Consider the following 16,701-nt stretch of genomic DNA (forward strand, 5'->3'; position numbering starts at 1 on the left):
GACCGACGAATAGCTGCCGCCCGCAACGCAAGCCGATATCGGCGCGCGCTGCGGGCGGCAGTCTTCTGTGATGGGATCAGCGGTTATGAGTATCAAAGTTGCGCTGGAGCACCGCACCAGCTACACCTTTGACCGGCTGGTCCAGGTTTATCCGCACGTCGTGCGGCTGCGTCCGGCACCTCATTCCCGCACCCCGATCGAGGCCTATTCGCTGCGGGTCGAACCCGCCGAACACTTCATCAACTGGCAACAGGACGCGCTCGGTAACTTTTTGGCGCGGTTGGTATTTCCCAAGCCGACCCAGGAGCTGACCATCACGGTCGGCCTGATCGCCGACCTCAAGGTGATCAACCCATTCGACTTCTTCATCGAGGACTGGGCCGAGATCTGGGCCCCCGCCAACGGATCTCTCTACCCCAAGGCGCTTGCCCACGACCTGGAACCCTTCATGCGGCCCGTCGACGAGGACGGAGACGGCTCGGGGCCCGGCGACCTGGCCCAGGCGTGGGTGCAGAACTTCTCCGTGCCCGAGGGCACTCGCACCATCGACTTCCTTGTCGCGCTGAACCGGGCCATCAACGCCGATGTCACCTACAGCCTGCGGATGGAGCCCGGCGTCCAGACACCGGATTTCACGCTGCGCACCGGCGTCGGCTCGTGCCGGGACTCGGCCTGGCTGCTGGTGTCGATCCTGCGCCAGCTCGGCCTGGCCGCCCGGTTCGTGTCGGGCTACCTGGTGCAACTGGCCTCCGACGTCAAGGCCCTCGACGGGCCGTCCGGGCCGGCCGCCGACTTCACCGACCTGCACGCGTGGACCGAGGTGTACATCCCGGGCGCGGGCTGGATCGGCCTGGACCCGACATCGGGATTGTTTGCCGGCGAAGGCCATATTCCCCTGGCCGCCACCCCACACCCGTCGTCGGCGGCACCGATCACCGGCAGCACCGACCACTGCACCTCGACGCTCGAGTTCTCCAACACCGTCACCCGGGTCCATGAGGACCCGCGCGTCACGCTGCCCTACACCGACGAGGCGTGGGAGGCGATCTGCGCGGTCGGCCGCCATGTCGACCAGCGCCTGACCGCCGGTGACGTACGGCTCACGGTCGGCGGCGAGCCGACGTTCGTCTCGGTGGACAATCAGGTCGACCCGGAATGGCGCACCGCCGCCGACGGTCCGCACAAGCGGATTCTGGCGTCGGAGCTGGCCGCGCGGCTCAAGGCCCAGTGGGCGCCGCAAGGCCTCGTGCAGCGCAGTCAGGGCAAGTGGTACCCCGGAGAACCGTTGCCGCGCTGGCAGATCGGCCTCTATTGGCGCACCGACGGACGGCCGCTGTGGACCAACGACGCGCTGCTGGCCGATCCCTGGCGGCGGGACGCCGACGCCGCCGCGGCCGACAACGAGACGGCCTACAAAGTGCTGGCCGGCATCGCCGAGGGCCTGGGTTTACCGCTGACCCAGGTGCGCCCGGCCTACGAGGACCCGCTGCTGCGGCTGGCGGCCGCGGTGCGGTTGCCCGACGGCGACCCGGTGCCGCCCGGTGACGATCTCGACGACGACAGCGCCGCCGCCCGCGCTGCGCTGCTGGGCCGCCTCGACGAGGCCGTGACCACGCCGTCGGCGTACGTGTTGCCATTGCACCGCCGCGACGACGGCCGCGGCTGGGCCAGCGCCGACTGGCGCCTTCGCCGCGGGCGTCTGGTGCTCACCGAGGGTGATTCGCCGGCCGGTCTGCGCCTGCCGCTGAACGCGATCAGCTGGACTCCCCCGCCGGCCCAGTTCGACGCCGACCCGGGAACCGTGGGTCGGGGCGAATCACCGGACCCCGCCGGCACCGGGGAGGCCGCCACCCTGGTCGACCCGCAGAACGCACCCACCACCGCGCTGGTGGCCGAGGTCCGCGACGGGCTGCTCTACATCTTCCTGCCGCCCACCGGCGCGCTGGAAGACTTCATCGACCTGATCAACCGCATCGAGAACGCGGTGGCCAAGGCCGACGCCCCCGTCGTCATCGAAGGTTACGCACCGCCGCCGGACCCGCGCCTGACGTCGACGACGATCACCCCCGACCCCGGTGTGATCGAGGTGAACGTCGCGCCCACCGCAAGTTTCGACGAACAACGCCGGCAGCTGGAGATGCTCTACGAGGAAGCCCGGTTGGCGCGGCTTTCCACGGAGTCGTTCGACATCGACGGCACCCACGGCGGCACCGGCGGCGGCAACCACATCACGCTCGGGGGCGTCACACCCGCCGACTCGCCGCTGCTGCGCCGTCCGGACCTGTTGGTCTCGCTGCTGACCTACTGGCAGCGGCACCCATCGCTGTCCTACCTGTTCGCCGGGCGGTTTGTCGGCACCACCTCACAGGCTCCCCGGGTGGACGAAGGCCGCGCCGAGGCGCTCTATGAACTCGAGATCGCGTTTGCCGAAATCGCCCGTCTGTCACCGTCTTTCGGAGGCGGCCGACCGCAGCCGTGGGTGACCGACCGGGCGTTGCGGCACCTGCTCACCGACATCACCGGCAATACCCACCGCGCGGAATTCTGCATCGACAAGCTCTATAGCCCCGAGGGGCCGCGCGGCCGGCTGGGCCTGTTGGAACTGCGCGGTTTCGAGATGCCACCGCATCTGCGGATGGCGATGGTCCAGTCGCTGCTGGTGCGCTCGCTGGTGGCGTGGTTCTGGGAACGGCCGCTGCGCGCCCCGTTGATCCGTCACGGCGCTAACCTGCACGGGCGATACCTGTTGCCGCACTTCCTGATTCATGACATCGCCGATGTCGCGGCGGACCTGCGTGCGCAAGGCATCGGGTTCGAGACCAGCTGGCTGGACCCGTTCACCGAGTTCCGTTTCCCGCGCATCGGCACCGCCGTGTTCGACGGCGTGGAGATCGAATTACGCGGGGCCATCGAGCCGTGGAACACCCTCGGCGAGGAGTCCACCGCCACCGGTACCGCCCGTTTCGTCGACTCGTCGGTGGAGCGCGTTCAGGTCCGGATCATCGGCGCCGACCGGCACCGCTATGCGGTGACTTGCAACGGCTACCCGGTGCCGCTGCTGGCCACCGACAACCCCGACATCCACGTCGGCGGCGTGCGATTCAAGGCGTGGCAGCCGCCCAGCGCGTTGCACCCGACCATCTCCACCGACGTCCCATTGCAGTTCGAACTCATCGACCTGACCACCGGAACCTCGCGGGGCGGCTGCACTTACCACGTCGCGCATCCGGGGGGGCGCGCCTACGACGAGCCGCCCGTCAACGCCGTGGAAGCCGAGTCGCGCCGCGCCCGCCGTTTCGAGGCGACCGGCTTCACCTCGGGCAAGCTCGACCTGGCCGCCTTCCGGGAAAAACAGGCGCGTTTGTTAACCGATGTCGGCGCGCCGGGCATCCTCGACCTGCGTCGGGTGCGTACCGTGCAGCAGCAGTGACGTTTTCGGGACGGCACGGGATTGGCGCAAGGATGGCACTAGGGAGCGGATCGCCGGCGATCGCCGGGGAGCGGTACGACGTGGACCGCCTGCTGGCGGGATACCGCACCGTGCGCGCCCAGGAAGCCCTGTTCGATCTGCGAGACGGGCCTGCCGGCGGCTACGACGAGTTCGTCGACTCCCAGGGCGACGTCCGGCCCGGCTGGGACGAACTCGCCGACGTCATCGCCGAACGAGGCCGGGCGGGGCTGGACCGGCTGCGCTCGGTGGTGCACAGCCTGATCGACCACGACGGCATTACTTACACCGGGGTCTCGGACGGCCCGGTCACGAGGTTGCCGGACGGCCACATCCAGCCTCCCGAGCCCGGCCCGTGGCTTCTGGACACGCTTCCGCTGGTGGTTTCGGCCGCGGACTGGGAGGCACTGGAGGCCGGCCTGGTGCAGCGGTCGCGCCTGCTGGATGCCGTGCTCGCCGACCTGTACGGACCGCGCAATCTGCTCACCGAGGGCCTGCTTCCGGCGCAACTGGTGTTCGTCCATCCCGGATATGTGCGCTCCGCCAACGGCATCAAGGTCCCCGGGCATCACCAGCTGTTCATGCACGGCTGCGACCTCAGCCGGCGTTCGGATGGCAGCTTCCAGGTGAACGCCGACTGGACCCAAGCGCCCTCGGGAGCCGGGTACGCGCTGGCCGACCGGCGGGTGCTGGCGCACGCGATCCCGGACCTCTACGAGCACATCGCCCCGCGCCCGAATACGCCGTTCGCCCAGGCACTTCGGCTGGGCTTGATCGACGCCGCCCCCGACGTGGTGCAGGACCCGGTGGTGGTGGTGCTCAGCCCCGGTATCTATTCCGAGACGGCGTTTGATCAGGCGTACCTGGCCAGCCTGCTCGGTTTTCCGATGGTGGAAAGCGCCGATCTGGTGGTCCGCGACGGCAAGCTGTGGATGCGGTCGCTGGGCACCCTCAAACAGGTCGACGTGGTGCTGCGCCGCGTCGACGCGCTCTACGCCGATCCGCTGGACCTGCGCGCCGACTCCCGGCTCGGGGTGGTCGGCCTGGTCGAGGCGCTGCACCGCGGCACCGTCACGGTGGTCAACACCCTGGGCAGCGGCATCCTGGAAAGCCCTGGGCTACTGAGGTTTCTGCCCGAGTTGGCCGAGCGCCTGCTCGGCGAGGAATTGCTGTTGCACAGCGCCCCGACGTACTGGGGCGGCATCGCCGGTGAGTTGTCCCACCTGCTGGCTAACCTGTCGTCGCTGTTGATCAAGCCCGTTGCCGGCGGGGAGCCGCTGGTCGGGCCGTCGCTTTCGTCCGCACAGCTGACCGAGCTGGCGGGGCGCATCGAGGCCGTGCCGTGGCGGTGGGTGGGCCAGGAGTTGCCCAGCTTCTCCTCGGCGCCCACCGACCACGCCGGTGTGCTGTCGTCCGCCGGTGTCGGCATGCGGTTGTTCACCGTCGCGCAACGCGGCGGCTACGCGCCGATGATCGGCGGCCTGGGTTACGTACTGGCGCCCGAGCCGTCTGCCTACACGCTGAAAACCGTTGCAGCAAAAGATATCTGGGTGCGCCCAACGGAGCGGGCCATCACCGAGACGGTGATGCTGCCGTCAGTGCCGGCACCGGTGAAGACCGGAGCGGGAACCTGGGGCGTCAGTTCACCCAGAGTGCTGTCGGATCTGTTCTGGATGGGCCGCTACGGCGAGCGCGCGGAGAACATGGCCCGGCTGCTGATCGTGGCGCGGGAGCGCTACCACGTCTACCGGCACCATCAGGACAACGAGGAGAGCGAGTGCGTGCCGGCCCTGATGGCCGCGCTGGGAAAGATCACCGGCACCGATACCGGCGCAACCAGCGACGGCGAGTACGACCCGGCCGAGATGATCGCCGTAGCGCCCTCGATGCTGTGGTCGATGACCGTGGACCTGGACCGGCCTGGATCGCTGATCCAATCGGTGGAAGGGCTGGCGCTCTCAGCGCGGGCGGTGCGCGACCAGCTGTCCAATGACACCTGGATGGTGCTGGCCAATGTCGAACGGGCCGTGGCTCTTCGGTCCGACCCGCCGCAATCACTGGCCGAGGCCGACGCCCTGCTCGCCAACGCACAGTCGCAGGCGCTGGCCGGCATGCTGACGCTGGCCGGGGTGGCGGGCGAGTCGATGGTGCACGACGTGGGCTGGACCATGATGGACATCGGCAAGCGGATCGAGCGCGGCCTGTGGCTGACCGCACTGCTGGGCGACACCCTGACCCGGGTGCGCGGCACCGTCGCCGAGCAGTCCATCGTCGAGTCGACGCTGGTGGCCTGCGAGTCCTCGGTGATCTACCGGCGCCGCACGCTGGGCAAGGTCAGCGTCGCCGCGGTGACCGAATTGATGCTGTTCGACGCGCAGAACCCGCGGTCACTGTTGTTCCAGTTGGAGCGGCTGCGGTCCAACCTCAAGGACCTGCCCGGTTCGTCGGGGTCGTCGCGTCCCGAGCGGCTGGTCGACGAGATGAGCACCCGGCTGCGCCGCTCGGATCCCGGTGAGCTGGAAGAGATCACCGACGGGTGCCGCGAGGAATTGGCGGAGCTGCTCAGCGCCATCCACGCGGCGCTGCGCGACCTGGCCGACGTCATCACCGCGATACAGCTGGCCCTGCCCAGCGGCATGCAGCCGCTGTGGGGTCCCGACGAACGCCGGACGATGCCCGCCTGATCAGGCCGCGTTGGCCGCGGCGGTGGTCTCCTCGATCACCGCGTGGACGAACTGCATCTTGTCCAGCACCGCGGGCGGCAACACGAACGGATACAGGTCGTCGTGACCCATGGAACGGTTCACCATGTTCAGCGACCACGACAACGGCAGCCACATCTCGATGATCGTGGCAAACGCGCTGGGGCCCACCGGCGGTCGGTCGAATGTCGCCGCCGCCGGGGCCAAGCCGCAGGACGCCGAGGTGTCCAGGGTGTCGCGGATGTGGAGGTAGTGCGCGAACGTCTCGGCCCAGTCCTCGGCGGCGTGCATGGTCGCGTACGACGAGACGAAGGTCTCCTGCCATCCGTCGGGGGCGCCTTCGCTGTAATGACGGTCCAGCGCCGCCTGGTAGTCGGCGTCGGGATCGCCGAACAGCTCGTTGAAACGTGCCAGGTGCTGCTGCGACGGCGAGATCAGCCGGTAGAAGTAGTAGTGCCCGACCTCGTGCCGGAAGTGCCCCAACAGCGTCCGGTAGGGCTCTTCCATCTCCACCCGCAACTGCTCGCGGTGTACGTCGTCACCTTCGGCCAGATCCAGTGTGATGACACCGTTTTCGTGTCCGGTGAAGACCTTCTCGTGGGCACTGGACAGCAACCGGAAGGCCAACCCGTAGTCCGGGTCCTCGTCCCGCCCGACGATCGGCAGCTTCAGTTCCTTCAGCTCGGCGATCAGGCGCCGCTTGGCCGCCTCGGCGCGCGCGAACTCGGCCAAACCCACCGTGTCCTGGTCGTTGGGTCGTTCGATCGTCAACGCGCACGACTCGCACAGGCCACCGGGATGATCGACCGGAACGATCCAATTGCATTCGGCCAGGTAGAGATTCGCGCACAACTGGTATTCGTTTGCGGGTACGGCGCCGGCGTGGTCGCTGTCCTGGTCCCGCTTTGCGATCACCAGCAGTGAGATCTGGTCCAGCGAGAACCCCAGCGCGCTGCCGCAGGACAGGCACTCGGAGTTCTCAAAGGCCAGGCGCTGGCCACAGTTGGGGCAGTGAAAGTCACGCATGGAGCGCGTCACCTTCGAACGGGACGACGTCGACGCCGACGTCGATCACACTGCGCTCGGAGTTGGTGTAGATGATGCCGCGCAGCGGCGGCACATCCGCGTAGTCGCGGCCGCGTCCGACGACGATGTAACGCTCGTCGACCAGCGCGTCATTGGTGGGGTCCAGGCCCAGCCACTCGAACTGACCCGGCTGCTGGGGCGTCCACACCGACGCCCAGGCATGGGTCGCGTCAATGCCTATCATCCGATCCTTTCCCGGCGGAGGGTCGGTGGCCAGATACCCGGATACGTAGCAGGCCGCCAGACCGTTGGCGCGCAGGCAGGCGATCGCCAGCCTCGCGAAGTCTTGGCATACCCCCTCGCGGGCGGTCAGAACCTCACTGACTCGGGTGGAAACGGTGGTCGATCCCGAGCGGTAGGTGAAGTCGTGGAAGATGCGCGACGAGAGGTCGCGCAGCACGTCCACCAACGGGCGTCCGGGCTCGAAACTGGGCGCGGCGTACTCGCGGACCTCGTCGGTGATTTCCGGCGGGTTGAGGTCCAGTGTGAAGTCGACCTCCAGCGCTCCCTGGCTACCGCTGGGGCGGGCCTCTTCCCACGGTCGCAGGGCCGGCCCGGCGTTATACAGGTTCGATGCCTGCATCACGACGTCGACGATGGAGTCGCTGGTGATCGTCAGCGTGCGGTGCGGTTCGGTGACGTGGAAATACGAGCTGATGTTGCCGTAGGTGTCACGGCTGGTGGAGCTGTCAGCCGGGGCTGGGTCGATGACCAGCCGGTGCGCGACGCATTTCTGCCGCAGCGAGTCGCGCGGGGTGAGGAATCCGCGGCCGTATGAGCTGGTCACGACGTCGGAGTAGCGGTACTCGGTGCGGTGCGTCACTCGGTAGCGCTTGGTGTCCAGGAAATCAGCGGGCACCGACCAAACCTACTGCCAAGCGCACTACCAGGCGTTCACTCTGCGTGAAGGGCGCGTCTGCTTCGGAGCTATGCGCCCTGGATGCAGTATCGACGCGAAAATGGGGAACACTTGTTTACTGAAGGCAGAAAGGAGCCGCTCAGTGCAGGGACACGAGATCCGATCACTGGCCGATCTGGCGGGCGAGGGCACGCGTGTGCTGACGACGCTGGTCCGGGACATGCATCACGGGATCGCCGGCCGGGTGTTCAACTCGATAGGACCGGTGTCGAAACCCGTTCAGCTGGTCCACGACGCGACCGCCTCGACCATCTACCGTGCGGTCGACGGCGCCGTGCGCGGCTCGCTGTACGGCGCGGGCGCGCTGGCCGCGGGAACGGTGAGCAACGACGACGACGAGACCGTCCTGGCACACCCGCGGGTTGCGGGCGCGATCGCCGCGGTCAACGGCATCTATGGGGACGAGCTGGCCAACCGGGACAACGGGTTCGCGCTGGCCATGGGCATTCGCCGCAAGGGCCAGCCCGTCGCACTGACCGCGGACTCGCTGGCGACCGCTTTCCCGAAGGCCACCGGACGCATCGCCGTCTTCGTCCACGGCTGGTGCATGACCGAACGGTCCTGGTGGCGCAACCCGCGCACCGGAGAACCGCTGCGCCCGTACGGTAAGCGGCTGCGCAAGGACCTGGGTTACACGCCGATCTTCCTGCGGTACAACACCGGCTTCCACATCTCGCAGAACGGTCAGGAACTGGCTGACCTGCTCGACCGGGTGCACACGCTCTGGCCGGCGCCGGTGGAGGAAATAGTCCTGGTGGGGCATTCGATGGGCGGTTTGGTCTCGCGCAGCGCCTGCCACTACGGGCTCGCGCGCGACCACGCCTGGACCCGCGCCGTGCGCCACGTGGTGTGCCTGGGCTCGCCGCACCTGGGCGCCGACCTGGAAAAAGGCGTCAACCTTGCCTCGTGGGCATTGGCGAAACTGCCCGAGACCCGCGGGATCGCACAGTTCCTCAACGCCCGCAGCTCCGGCGTGAAGGATTTGCGCTACGGCGCGCTGCTGGACGAGGACTGGCGCGACCGCGACCCGGATGAGGTACTGCGGGACCGTTGCGGCGAGGTGCCCTTCCTGCCCGATGCGGTCTATCACTTCGTCTCCACCACCGCCGCCCCCCGCGCGCTGGGCCTGCTGGTGGGCGATCACCTGGTTCGCCCGAAGAGCGCCGCCGGCCGTGGACGGGTCCGCAAAATCCCGTTCGATGCCGCGCACGGGCTCACTCTCACCGGTCTCAACCACTTCGACCTGCTCAACCACCCACGGGTTTACGACAAGCTGCTGGAGTGGCTGAGCCAGGCGCCCGCCACCCCGCAAGCCGTCGGATAGTTCACCGATAGGCGTTCCGAAACCGGGCGCTCGGGCGCACAATCAAAAACGTGGCTACCTGGGCCGACGTCGCCCGCATCGTCGCTGAACTGCCACTGACCGTTGAGCACGCACCACGTGACTGGCGGGTCGGCAAGAAGCTGATGGCGTGGGAACGGCCGCTGCGCGGATCCGACCGCGAAGCGTTGATGCGAGCCGGGGTGGAGCCGCCCAGCGGCGACATCCTGGGTGTACGGGTGTCCGACGAAGGGGTGAAGCTGGCGCTGGTCGCCGATCAGCCCGAGGTGTACTTCACCACCCCGCACTTCGATGGCTATGCGGCGGTCCTGGTCCGGCTGGCCGAGATCGACGTCGTCGACCTCGAGGAACTGATCATCGAGGCCTGGCTGGTGCAGGCGCCGAAACGGCTGGTCAAGGAGTTCCTGGCGGAACGACCGAGCATCAGCCCCGCGGACAGTCAATAACCGCCTGCAGGTCGTCGGCGCAGGTAAGCACGATTTCGGCGAGCAGAACCTCGGTCGGGTTGCGGGCCGCCGCCGCCAAACTGGCGGCATGGTCGCGCGCGGCCGCGGTATGGGCACACGCGGTGGCCTCGTCGGTGTCCGCCGCCGACGTCGCCTGCGCAAGCTCGCCCACCGCGCCGCGCAACGGCTCGGCCAGCCACGTCCCGACCGGCGGCGTGATGGTGCGGGCCAGCTGCAGGACGGCGCTGGCGAACAGGCCCAACCGTGCGGCCTGGTAGTCCACCGCCGCGATGGTCTTTTGCATCGCTATCCGCAACGGGGCCCTACGCACGATCAGCCTGGCCGTGCTGCGGGCTTCGATCAATCCGCCCAACTGGTTGTGGAGCCGGTCGACACAACTCAGCGGCCAGTCCGCCGAGACGCGTTCCGGGTCGGCGGTCACGTCGTTGATCTCCACGAGGGTGTCGTGCAGCGCACTCATCACGCCCGCCCGCGCGCTGGCCAACAGGGTCAGCGGGTTCGCCGGAAACAGCAGGATGCTGAACACCAGCGCCAGCCCGCCGCCGACCAGCGCGTCGAAGAGCCGCTCACCCACGACACCCGCGCTGTGCGCGAAAGCCAGCACCAAGGTCGCCGACACCGCGGTCTGATTGACGAACATGCCGCCCTGAGCGATGAAACCCGTACCGATCAGCACGGCAACACCCAGCGCCACGAAAACGGCCACCGTGAACGCCAGGCCGTCGGTTCCCAGCATCACCTGCACGGCGGCGCCGAGCACGATGCCCAGGGTGACCCCGACGATCATCTGCCCGGCCCGCCGAGCCCGCAGCACGTTGCTGGCCGACATGCACACCACGGCGGAGATGGGCGCGAAAAACGGCTGCGGATGGTGCAGCACGTCGTGGGTGAGATACCACGCCAGCCCGGCCGCCACCGAGGTCTGGGCGATGGGCCACAGTGCGGCGCGCAACCGGTGGGCGGCCGCCGCCGCGCCAACCCCAACCCGATCACGCAGCGAGGTGCTCACACCCTTCATCTAATCGGGCGCGGCGGTTCACTGCCCGAGGTCGATCACCCTTTGCAAGTCGTCGACACACGTCTGTACCCCCTCGGCCAGCGCCCAATCCCGTCCGCCGTGCGCGGCCGACGCCAGACTCGACGCGGCGCGACGAGCTGCGGCCACGTGTTCGGCTGCGGCGGTGCGGTCGGTTTCGGCGAGGGCGACCCCGGCTGCAAGTTCGCCGACGGCGTCGGGCAGGGCATCCGGCAGCGGGCCGCCGATGGCGGCCGTGGCGACGCGCGCCAGGTGCAGCGCCGACCCGGCGAGGACGGCCACGTGCGCGGTCTGCTGGTCGGCAATACCGGCCCGCTCCCGCACGCTCCAGCGTCGGGGCGCGGCCAGCGTCTGCCGGGCAGAGACCCGGGCCTGCATGAGCAGGCCCAGCTGCTGGTTGACCCGCTCCACGTCCGGTAGCGGCCAGCCCGGCTCCGGGACGCGGCCACCGACCGCGTCAGCCGAGTGGACCAGGACGTTGTGGACAGCGGCCAACAGTCCGACGCGGGCATTGTGCAGCACCTTGAGCGGATTGCCGGGGAACAACAGCGCGGCAAACATGATGGCAAGACCGCCGCCGATCAGCGTGTCCAGCAAGCGATCGATCACATCACCGCTGCGCGACACCGCGATCACCAGCGTCGCCGAGACGGTGATCTGGTTGAAGAACATCAGTCCCTGGGCGATGTACCCGTGCCCGATCAGCACCGCACCGCACAACGCGATCAGCACCGCGACGCCGATGGCGATCGCCCCGGTACCGAGCAGGGTTTGCACCGCCGCGCCCAGCGCGATCCCGAAGGTGACCCCGATGATCATCTGAACGGCGCGTTGCGTGCGCAGCACGTCGCTGGCCGACAGGCAGACCGCCGCGGCGATCGGCGCGAAGAAGGGTTGGCGATGCCCGACCACATCGTGCGCCAGGTACCAGGCGAGGCCGGACGCCGTCGCCGTCTGCGTAATGGGGAACAGCACGCTGCGCAGCCGGCGCAGGGCCGCGGTACCGGTTCCGGCAGTCCTGGTGAGGAGCGAAACACCCATACCGCTTACTTACCGCAGCAGCAGCGGCAATACGGAGACGCTCGCCGGTGTCAGTTGCGCTGCAACTCGAACAGTGGGATGACTCTGCTGGTCTTGGCCTGGTACTCGGCGAAACCGGGCGCCGCGGCAACGATCTTGGGAAAGATCTCCTCGCGCTCGGCGGGCGGCAGCTCACGCGCGGTCACGTCGAAGGCGTCGGTACCAACCTCGATGCGCGCCCGCGGGTTGGCCCGGAGGTTGTGCACCCAACCCGGGTGGAAGTCCGCGCCGGCGAAGGACCCGATGATGATCAGCTTGCCGTCGACGCGGAAATAGGCCAGCGGGGACAGCCGGGGCTGGCCCGACTTGGCGCCGGTCGTGGTGAGCAGCAATATGTCGGAGTTCTCAAACGGCCCGCCGACCTTGCCCTGGTTGGCGCGGAACTCCTCGGCGATCTGCTGGTTGAACGCTTTGACCGTCTCGGTATCAGGCATGCCCTGGGAAGTCATGCCCCGTCAACAGGTTTCGGCTTCGCGTCTATTCCCGATTCCTTGCGCTGCTGAGCGGTGATGGGCGCCGGCGCATCGGTGAGCGGATCGACACCGCCGCCGGTCTTCGGGAACGCGATCACCTCACGGATCGAGTCGAAACCGGCCAGCAGCGCGTTGATCCGGTCCCAGCCGAACGCGATGCCGCCATGCGGCGGCGCACCGAAAGTGAAGGCTTCCAACAGGAATCCGAATTTCTCCTCGGCCTCGGCCTTGTCCAGACCCATCACCGCGAACACCCGTTCCTGAATATCCCGGCGGTGGATACGGATCGAACCGCCGCCGATCTCGTTGCCGTTGCAGACGATGTCGTAGGCGTCGGCGAGCGCGCCACCGGGATCGGACTCGATGCTGTCGTGGTACTCGGGCTTGGGGGAGGTGAACGCGTGGTGCACCGCGGTCCAGGCCCCGGAGCCGACGGCCACGTCGCCGGCGGCTGTCGCGTCGTCGGCGGGCTCGAACAGCGGCGGGTCCACCACCCACACGAACGCCCATGCGGTCGGATCGATCAGGCCGAGCCGGTGCGCGATCTCAATGCGCGCCGCTCCCAATAGCCCGCGCGACGACTTCACCGGGCCGGCCGAGAAGAAGATGCAGTCCCCCGGACTCGCGCCTACGTGCGCGGCCAGGCCGTCGCGTTCGGCGTCGGACAGGTTCTTGGCCACCGGACCGGCCAGGGTGCCGTCGTCGCCGACCAACACATAGGCCAGCCCGCGGTGCCCGCGCTGCTTGGCCCATTCCTGCCAGCCATCGAGGGTGCGGCGCGGCTGCGATGCCCCGCCGGGCATCACCACGGCACCCACATAGGGCGCCTGGAACACCCGGAAGGTGGTGTCGGAGAAGAACTCCGTGCACTCGACGAGCTCCAGCCCGAACCGCAGATCGGGTTTGTCGGAACCGAATCGGCGCATCGCGTCGGCGTAGGTCATCCGCGGGATGGGGGTCGGGATCTGGTAACCGATCAGCGCCCACAGCGCCGACAGGATCTCCTCGGAGATCGCGATGATGTCCTCGACGTCGACGAAGCTGAGCTCCATGTCGAGCTGGGTGAATTCCGGCTGACGGTCGGCACGGAAGTCCTCGTCGCGATAGCAGCGCGCGATCTGGTAGTAGCGCTCCATGCCGGCGACCATCAGCAGCTGCTTGAACAGCTGCGGGCTCTGCGGCAACGCGTAGAACGTGCCCGGCCGCAGTCGCGCCGGTACCAGGAAATCGCGCGCCCCTTCTGGGGTCGAGCGGGTGATCGTGGGGGTTTCGACCTCGACGAAGTCGTGGCGCGCCAACACCTCGCGGGCAGCGGCATTCACCTTGGACCGCAGCCGGATAGCGGCGCCGGGACCATCACGCCGGAGGTCGAGGTAGCGGTACTTGAGCCGAAGTTCCTCGCCGGCGGGCTCGTCAAGCTGGAACGGCAGCGGCGCGCACTCCCCCAACACGGTCAGCGTGGCGGCGTTGACCTCGATCTCACCCGTCGCGATCTCAGGATTGGCGTTGCCCTCCGGGCGGATCTCCACGACGCCGGTGACCGCCACGCAGAACTCGGCGCGCAGCCGGTGCGCCTGCGCCAGCACCTCCGGTTCCCGGAACACCACCTGTGCGACACCCGAGGCATCCCGCAGGTCGATGAAGATGACCCCGCCGTGATCGCGGCGGCGCGCCACCCAGCCGGCCAGCGTGACCTGCTGCCCGGCATCCCCATCGCGTAGCGAACCTGCGGCGTGGCTGCGCAGCACAAATACTCCTTTATCCAGGGCGAGAACGACTGCTCAGTCTAGAGGGCCGGTCCGGACGCAGTACGTTGGCTGCATCGCAACGCACCCGAAAAACATCGCTGTCGTGGGGCCCGGTGCGGTCGGCACGACGATTGCAGCTCTGCTGCACGCCGCCGGTCACCGGGTCCTGTTGTGCGGCCACCGGCCCCGGTCCGGCGTCGAACTGCGTCCCGACGACGGGGAACCCATTGTGGTGCCCGAACCCGTGCATACCGACCCGGCGGAGGTCAGCGGGCCGGTCGACGTGCTGATCCTGGCCGTGAAAGCAACCCACAACGAGCAGGCTCGCGGCTGGCTGGCGCGACTGTGCGACGAACACACGTTGGTGGCCGTTCTGCAGAACGGGGTGGAACAAATCGAGCAGGTGCAACCGCTGTGTCCCGCCTCGGCCGTGGTTCCGAGCAGCGTGTGGTTCTCCGCGGAGACGCAGCCCGAGGGCTGGGTGCGGCTGCGCGGCTCAGCGGTGCTGAAACTGCCGACCGGGCCGGCGGCGGAGGCGCTCGCCGAGCTGCTGCGCGGAGCGGGGTGTGTGGTGGACTGCGACCCCGACTTCACCACCGCGGCCTGGCGCAAACTGGTGGTCAACGCGCTGGCCGGGTTCATGGCGCTGACCGGTCGGCGCTCGGGAATGTTCCGCCGCGACGACGTCGCGCAACTGTCGCGCCGCTACGTCGCGGAGTGCCTGACGGTGGCCCGCGCCGAAGGCGCCGAGCTGGGCGACGAGGTGATCGAGGACTTGGTCAACCTGTTCCGGGCCGCGCCCGAGGACATGACCACGTCGATCCTGACCGACCGCGAAGCCCGCCGCAGGCTGGAATGGGACCTGCGCAACGGCGTCATCATCCGCAAGGCCCGGGCGCACGGCCTGGCCACGCCGATCAGCGATGTGCTGGTGCCACTGCTGGCCGCGGCCAGCGACGGCCCCGGTTAGGGTGAGCCATGCACCCGTGCGAGCGCGTCGATCTGGACTTCATCGAGAACGCACCCTTCCGCTTCCGCAACAGCGTCGACCTCGCCATCACCCCCGAGCAGCTGTTCGAGGTGCTCGCTGACGCCGAGTCGTGGCCCCGGTGGGCCAAGGTGATCACGAAGGTGACCTGGACCAGCCCCGAGCCGCGCGGCATCGGCACCACCCGCACGGTCGAAATGCGCGGCGGAATCGTCGGCGACGAAGAGTTCATCGCCTGGGAACCGTTCACGCACATGGCCTTTCGTTTCAACGAGTGCTCGACGAAGGCCGTCGCCGCGTTCGCCGAGGATTACCGGGTCGAGGTCATCCCAGGTGGTTGCCGACTGACCTGGACGATGGTTCAGAGGCCCGCGCGCGGCGCCGGGCTGGGCATGGTGGTGTTCGGGCCGCTGCTCAACGTGACCCTGCGGCGATTCCTGCGCAATCTGCGCGGGTATACCGACACTCGATTCGCCGCTTCGCAACAGCATTAGGCTGGGTTCGCCGTGAGAATGGGGAGCATGCAATGACCTTCAACGAGGGTATGCAGATCGATACCAGCAGCGCGTCATCGTCCGGCGGCGGCGGGATGGGCCGGATGGCCATCGGCGGCGGCATCGGCGGCCTGCTCCTCGTGGTGGTTGCCATGCTGCTCGGCGTCGACCCCGGCGGCGTGGTCAGCCAGCAGCCGCTGGACACCCGCGAAGACGTCGCGCCCGGCTTCGACCTGAGCCGGTGCAAGACCGGGGCGGACGCCAACAAGTATGTGCAGTGCCGCGTGGTCGCCACCAGCAACTCGCTGGACGCGGTATGGAAGCAGTTGATGCCCAACTACACACGTCCCCACCTGCGGCTGTTCAGCGGATCGGTGAGCACCGGGTGCGGCCCGGCCAGTAGCGACGTCGGCCCGTTCTATTGCCCGGTGGACAAGACCGCATACTTCGACACCGACTTCTTCCAGGTGCTGGTCACCCAATTCGGTTCCAGCGGAGGGCCTTTCGCCGAGGAGTACGTGGTTGCCCATGAGTACGGCCACCACGTGCAGAACCTGCTGGGCGTGCTGGGCCGCGCCCAGTCCGGGGCGAAGGGTGCCACCGGCAGTGGCGTGCGCACCGAGTTGCAGGCCGACTGTTATGCCGGGGTGTGGGCCCATTACGCCTCGACCGTCAAGCAGGAGAGCACCGGCGCGCCGTTCCTGGAACCGCTGAGCGACAAGGATATTCAGGATGCCTTGTCGGCGGCGGCCGCCGTGGGCGATGACCGCATTCAGGAGCAGGTGAACGGGCGCACCAACCCCGAATCCTGGACACACGGCTCATCGGCTCAGCGCCAGAAGTGGTTCACCACCGGATACCAGAGTGGTGACCCGAACAAGTGCGACACCTTCAAGACCAACGACCTGGGCTAGTCAG

The 16,701-nt window shown here is 68.3% G+C and carries 13 protein-coding genes; 7 read left to right on the forward strand and 6 right to left on the reverse strand.

What is annotated here, in order from left to right:
• The first annotated feature begins 85 nt into the window (after positions 1 to 85).
• Both A5645_RS23445 and A5645_RS23450 read left to right on the forward strand, forming a co-directional pair.
• A complete protein-coding gene (locus tag A5645_RS23445; protein ID WP_065131218.1) occupies positions 86 to 3,430 on the forward strand; it encodes a transglutaminase family protein in 3,345 nt (1,114 codons plus the stop codon).
• Positions 3,431 to 3,462: 32 nt separating this feature from the next.
• Positions 3,463 to 6,132 carry a circularly permuted type 2 ATP-grasp protein gene (locus A5645_RS23450; RefSeq protein ID WP_065131219.1) on the forward strand — a complete coding sequence of 890 codons (2,670 nt, stop codon included), beginning with the start codon at positions 3,463 to 3,465 and terminating at the stop codon, positions 6,130 to 6,132.
• Here A5645_RS23450 and A5645_RS23455 read toward each other — a convergent pair whose 3' ends face one another.
• Both A5645_RS23455 and A5645_RS23460 read right to left on the reverse strand, forming a co-directional pair.
• On the reverse strand, positions 6,133 to 7,176 hold the full coding sequence (locus tag A5645_RS23455; protein ID WP_065037804.1) for a zinc-binding metallopeptidase family protein: 1,044 nt from the start codon (positions 7,174 to 7,176) through the stop codon (positions 6,133 to 6,135).
• Positions 7,169 to 8,095 (reverse strand): transglutaminase family protein, encoded by a 927-nt coding sequence (locus A5645_RS23460; protein WP_065131220.1) that lies wholly within the window; start codon positions 8,093 to 8,095, stop codon positions 7,169 to 7,171. The genes A5645_RS23455 and A5645_RS23460 overlap by 8 nt, the downstream gene beginning before the upstream one ends.
• Positions 8,096 to 8,237: 142 nt before the next feature.
• On the opposite strand from A5645_RS23460, the gene A5645_RS23465 reads away from it, so the two are divergent.
• Positions 8,238 to 9,479, forward strand: coding sequence for an esterase/lipase family protein (locus A5645_RS23465; RefSeq protein ID WP_065131221.1), 1,242 nt, complete (start codon positions 8,238 to 8,240; stop codon positions 9,477 to 9,479).
• A gap of 50 nt (positions 9,480 to 9,529) precedes the next feature.
• Complete coding sequence (locus A5645_RS23470; protein ID WP_065037801.1) at positions 9,530 to 9,943, forward strand: MmcQ/YjbR family DNA-binding protein; 414 nt, start codon at positions 9,530 to 9,532, stop codon at positions 9,941 to 9,943.
• On the opposite strand, the gene A5645_RS23475 is transcribed toward A5645_RS23470, so the two are convergent.
• From A5645_RS23475 to aspS, 4 genes are read right to left on the reverse strand one after another with little or no spacing between them, the layout of a single operon-like run.
• Entirely contained in the window at positions 9,921 to 10,973 is a 1,053-nt protein-coding gene (locus A5645_RS23475) for an FUSC family protein (protein WP_253867119.1), read from the reverse strand. The two genes, A5645_RS23470 and A5645_RS23475, sit on opposite strands and share 23 nt — an antisense overlap.
• 27 nt (positions 10,974 to 11,000) lie before the next feature.
• Positions 11,001 to 12,041 carry an FUSC family protein gene (locus A5645_RS23480; protein ID WP_065131223.1) on the reverse strand — a complete coding sequence of 347 codons (1,041 nt, stop codon included), beginning with the start codon at positions 12,039 to 12,041 and terminating at the stop codon, positions 11,001 to 11,003.
• A gap of 50 nt (positions 12,042 to 12,091) precedes the next feature.
• On the reverse strand, positions 12,092 to 12,514 hold the full coding sequence (locus tag A5645_RS23485; RefSeq protein WP_436405519.1) for a nitroreductase family deazaflavin-dependent oxidoreductase: 423 nt from the start codon (positions 12,512 to 12,514) through the stop codon (positions 12,092 to 12,094).
• 11 nt (positions 12,515 to 12,525) lie between these two features.
• Positions 12,526 to 14,319: an aspartate--tRNA ligase gene (gene aspS, locus A5645_RS23490; RefSeq protein WP_172830599.1), complete on the reverse strand. Its 1,794-nt coding sequence runs from the start codon at positions 14,317 to 14,319 to the stop codon at positions 12,526 to 12,528.
• A gap of 55 nt (positions 14,320 to 14,374) precedes the next feature.
• Here aspS and A5645_RS23495 point away from each other — a divergent pair, with 55 nt between their 5' ends.
• The 3 genes from A5645_RS23495 to ypfJ are packed head-to-tail and all read left to right on the forward strand — an operon-like array spanning position 14,375 to position 16,697.
• On the forward strand, positions 14,375 to 15,271 hold the full coding sequence (locus A5645_RS23495; protein ID WP_081288533.1) for an oxidoreductase: 897 nt from the start codon (positions 14,375 to 14,377) through the stop codon (positions 15,269 to 15,271).
• A gap of 8 nt (positions 15,272 to 15,279) precedes the next feature.
• Positions 15,280 to 15,783: an SRPBCC family protein gene (locus tag A5645_RS23500; protein WP_065131226.1), complete on the forward strand. Its 504-nt coding sequence runs from the start codon at positions 15,280 to 15,282 to the stop codon at positions 15,781 to 15,783.
• A gap of 32 nt (positions 15,784 to 15,815) precedes the next feature.
• Positions 15,816 to 16,697, forward strand: coding sequence for a KPN_02809 family neutral zinc metallopeptidase (gene ypfJ, locus A5645_RS23505; RefSeq protein WP_065037795.1), 882 nt, complete (start codon positions 15,816 to 15,818; stop codon positions 16,695 to 16,697).
• Positions 16,698 to 16,701 lie beyond the last annotated feature (4 nt).

The sequence above is a fragment of the Mycobacterium asiaticum genome (genome assembly GCF_001673635.1).
Taxonomy (GTDB): Bacteria; Actinomycetota; Actinomycetes; order Mycobacteriales; family Mycobacteriaceae; genus Mycobacterium; species Mycobacterium asiaticum_C.

Coding starts and splice junctions, on each gene's coding strand:
- A5645_RS23445 (WP_065131218.1), top strand. CDS start 86: ATGAGTATCAAAGTTGCGCTGGAGCACCGCACCAGCTACACCTTTGAC.
- A5645_RS23450 (WP_065131219.1), top strand. CDS start 3,463: ATGGCACTAGGGAGCGGATCGCCGGCGATCGCCGGGGAGCGGTACGAC.
- A5645_RS23455 (WP_065037804.1), bottom strand. CDS start 7,176: ATGCGTGACTTTCACTGCCCCAACTGTGGCCAGCGCCTGGCCTTTGAG.
- A5645_RS23480 (WP_065131223.1), bottom strand. CDS start 12,041: ATGGGTGTTTCGCTCCTCACCAGGACTGCCGGAACCGGTACCGCGGCC.
- A5645_RS23485 (WP_436405519.1), bottom strand. CDS start 12,514: ATGCCTGATACCGAGACGGTCAAAGCGTTCAACCAGCAGATCGCCGAG.
- A5645_RS23500 (WP_065131226.1), top strand. CDS start 15,280: ATGCACCCGTGCGAGCGCGTCGATCTGGACTTCATCGAGAACGCACCC.
- ypfJ (WP_065037795.1), top strand. CDS start 15,816: ATGACCTTCAACGAGGGTATGCAGATCGATACCAGCAGCGCGTCATCG.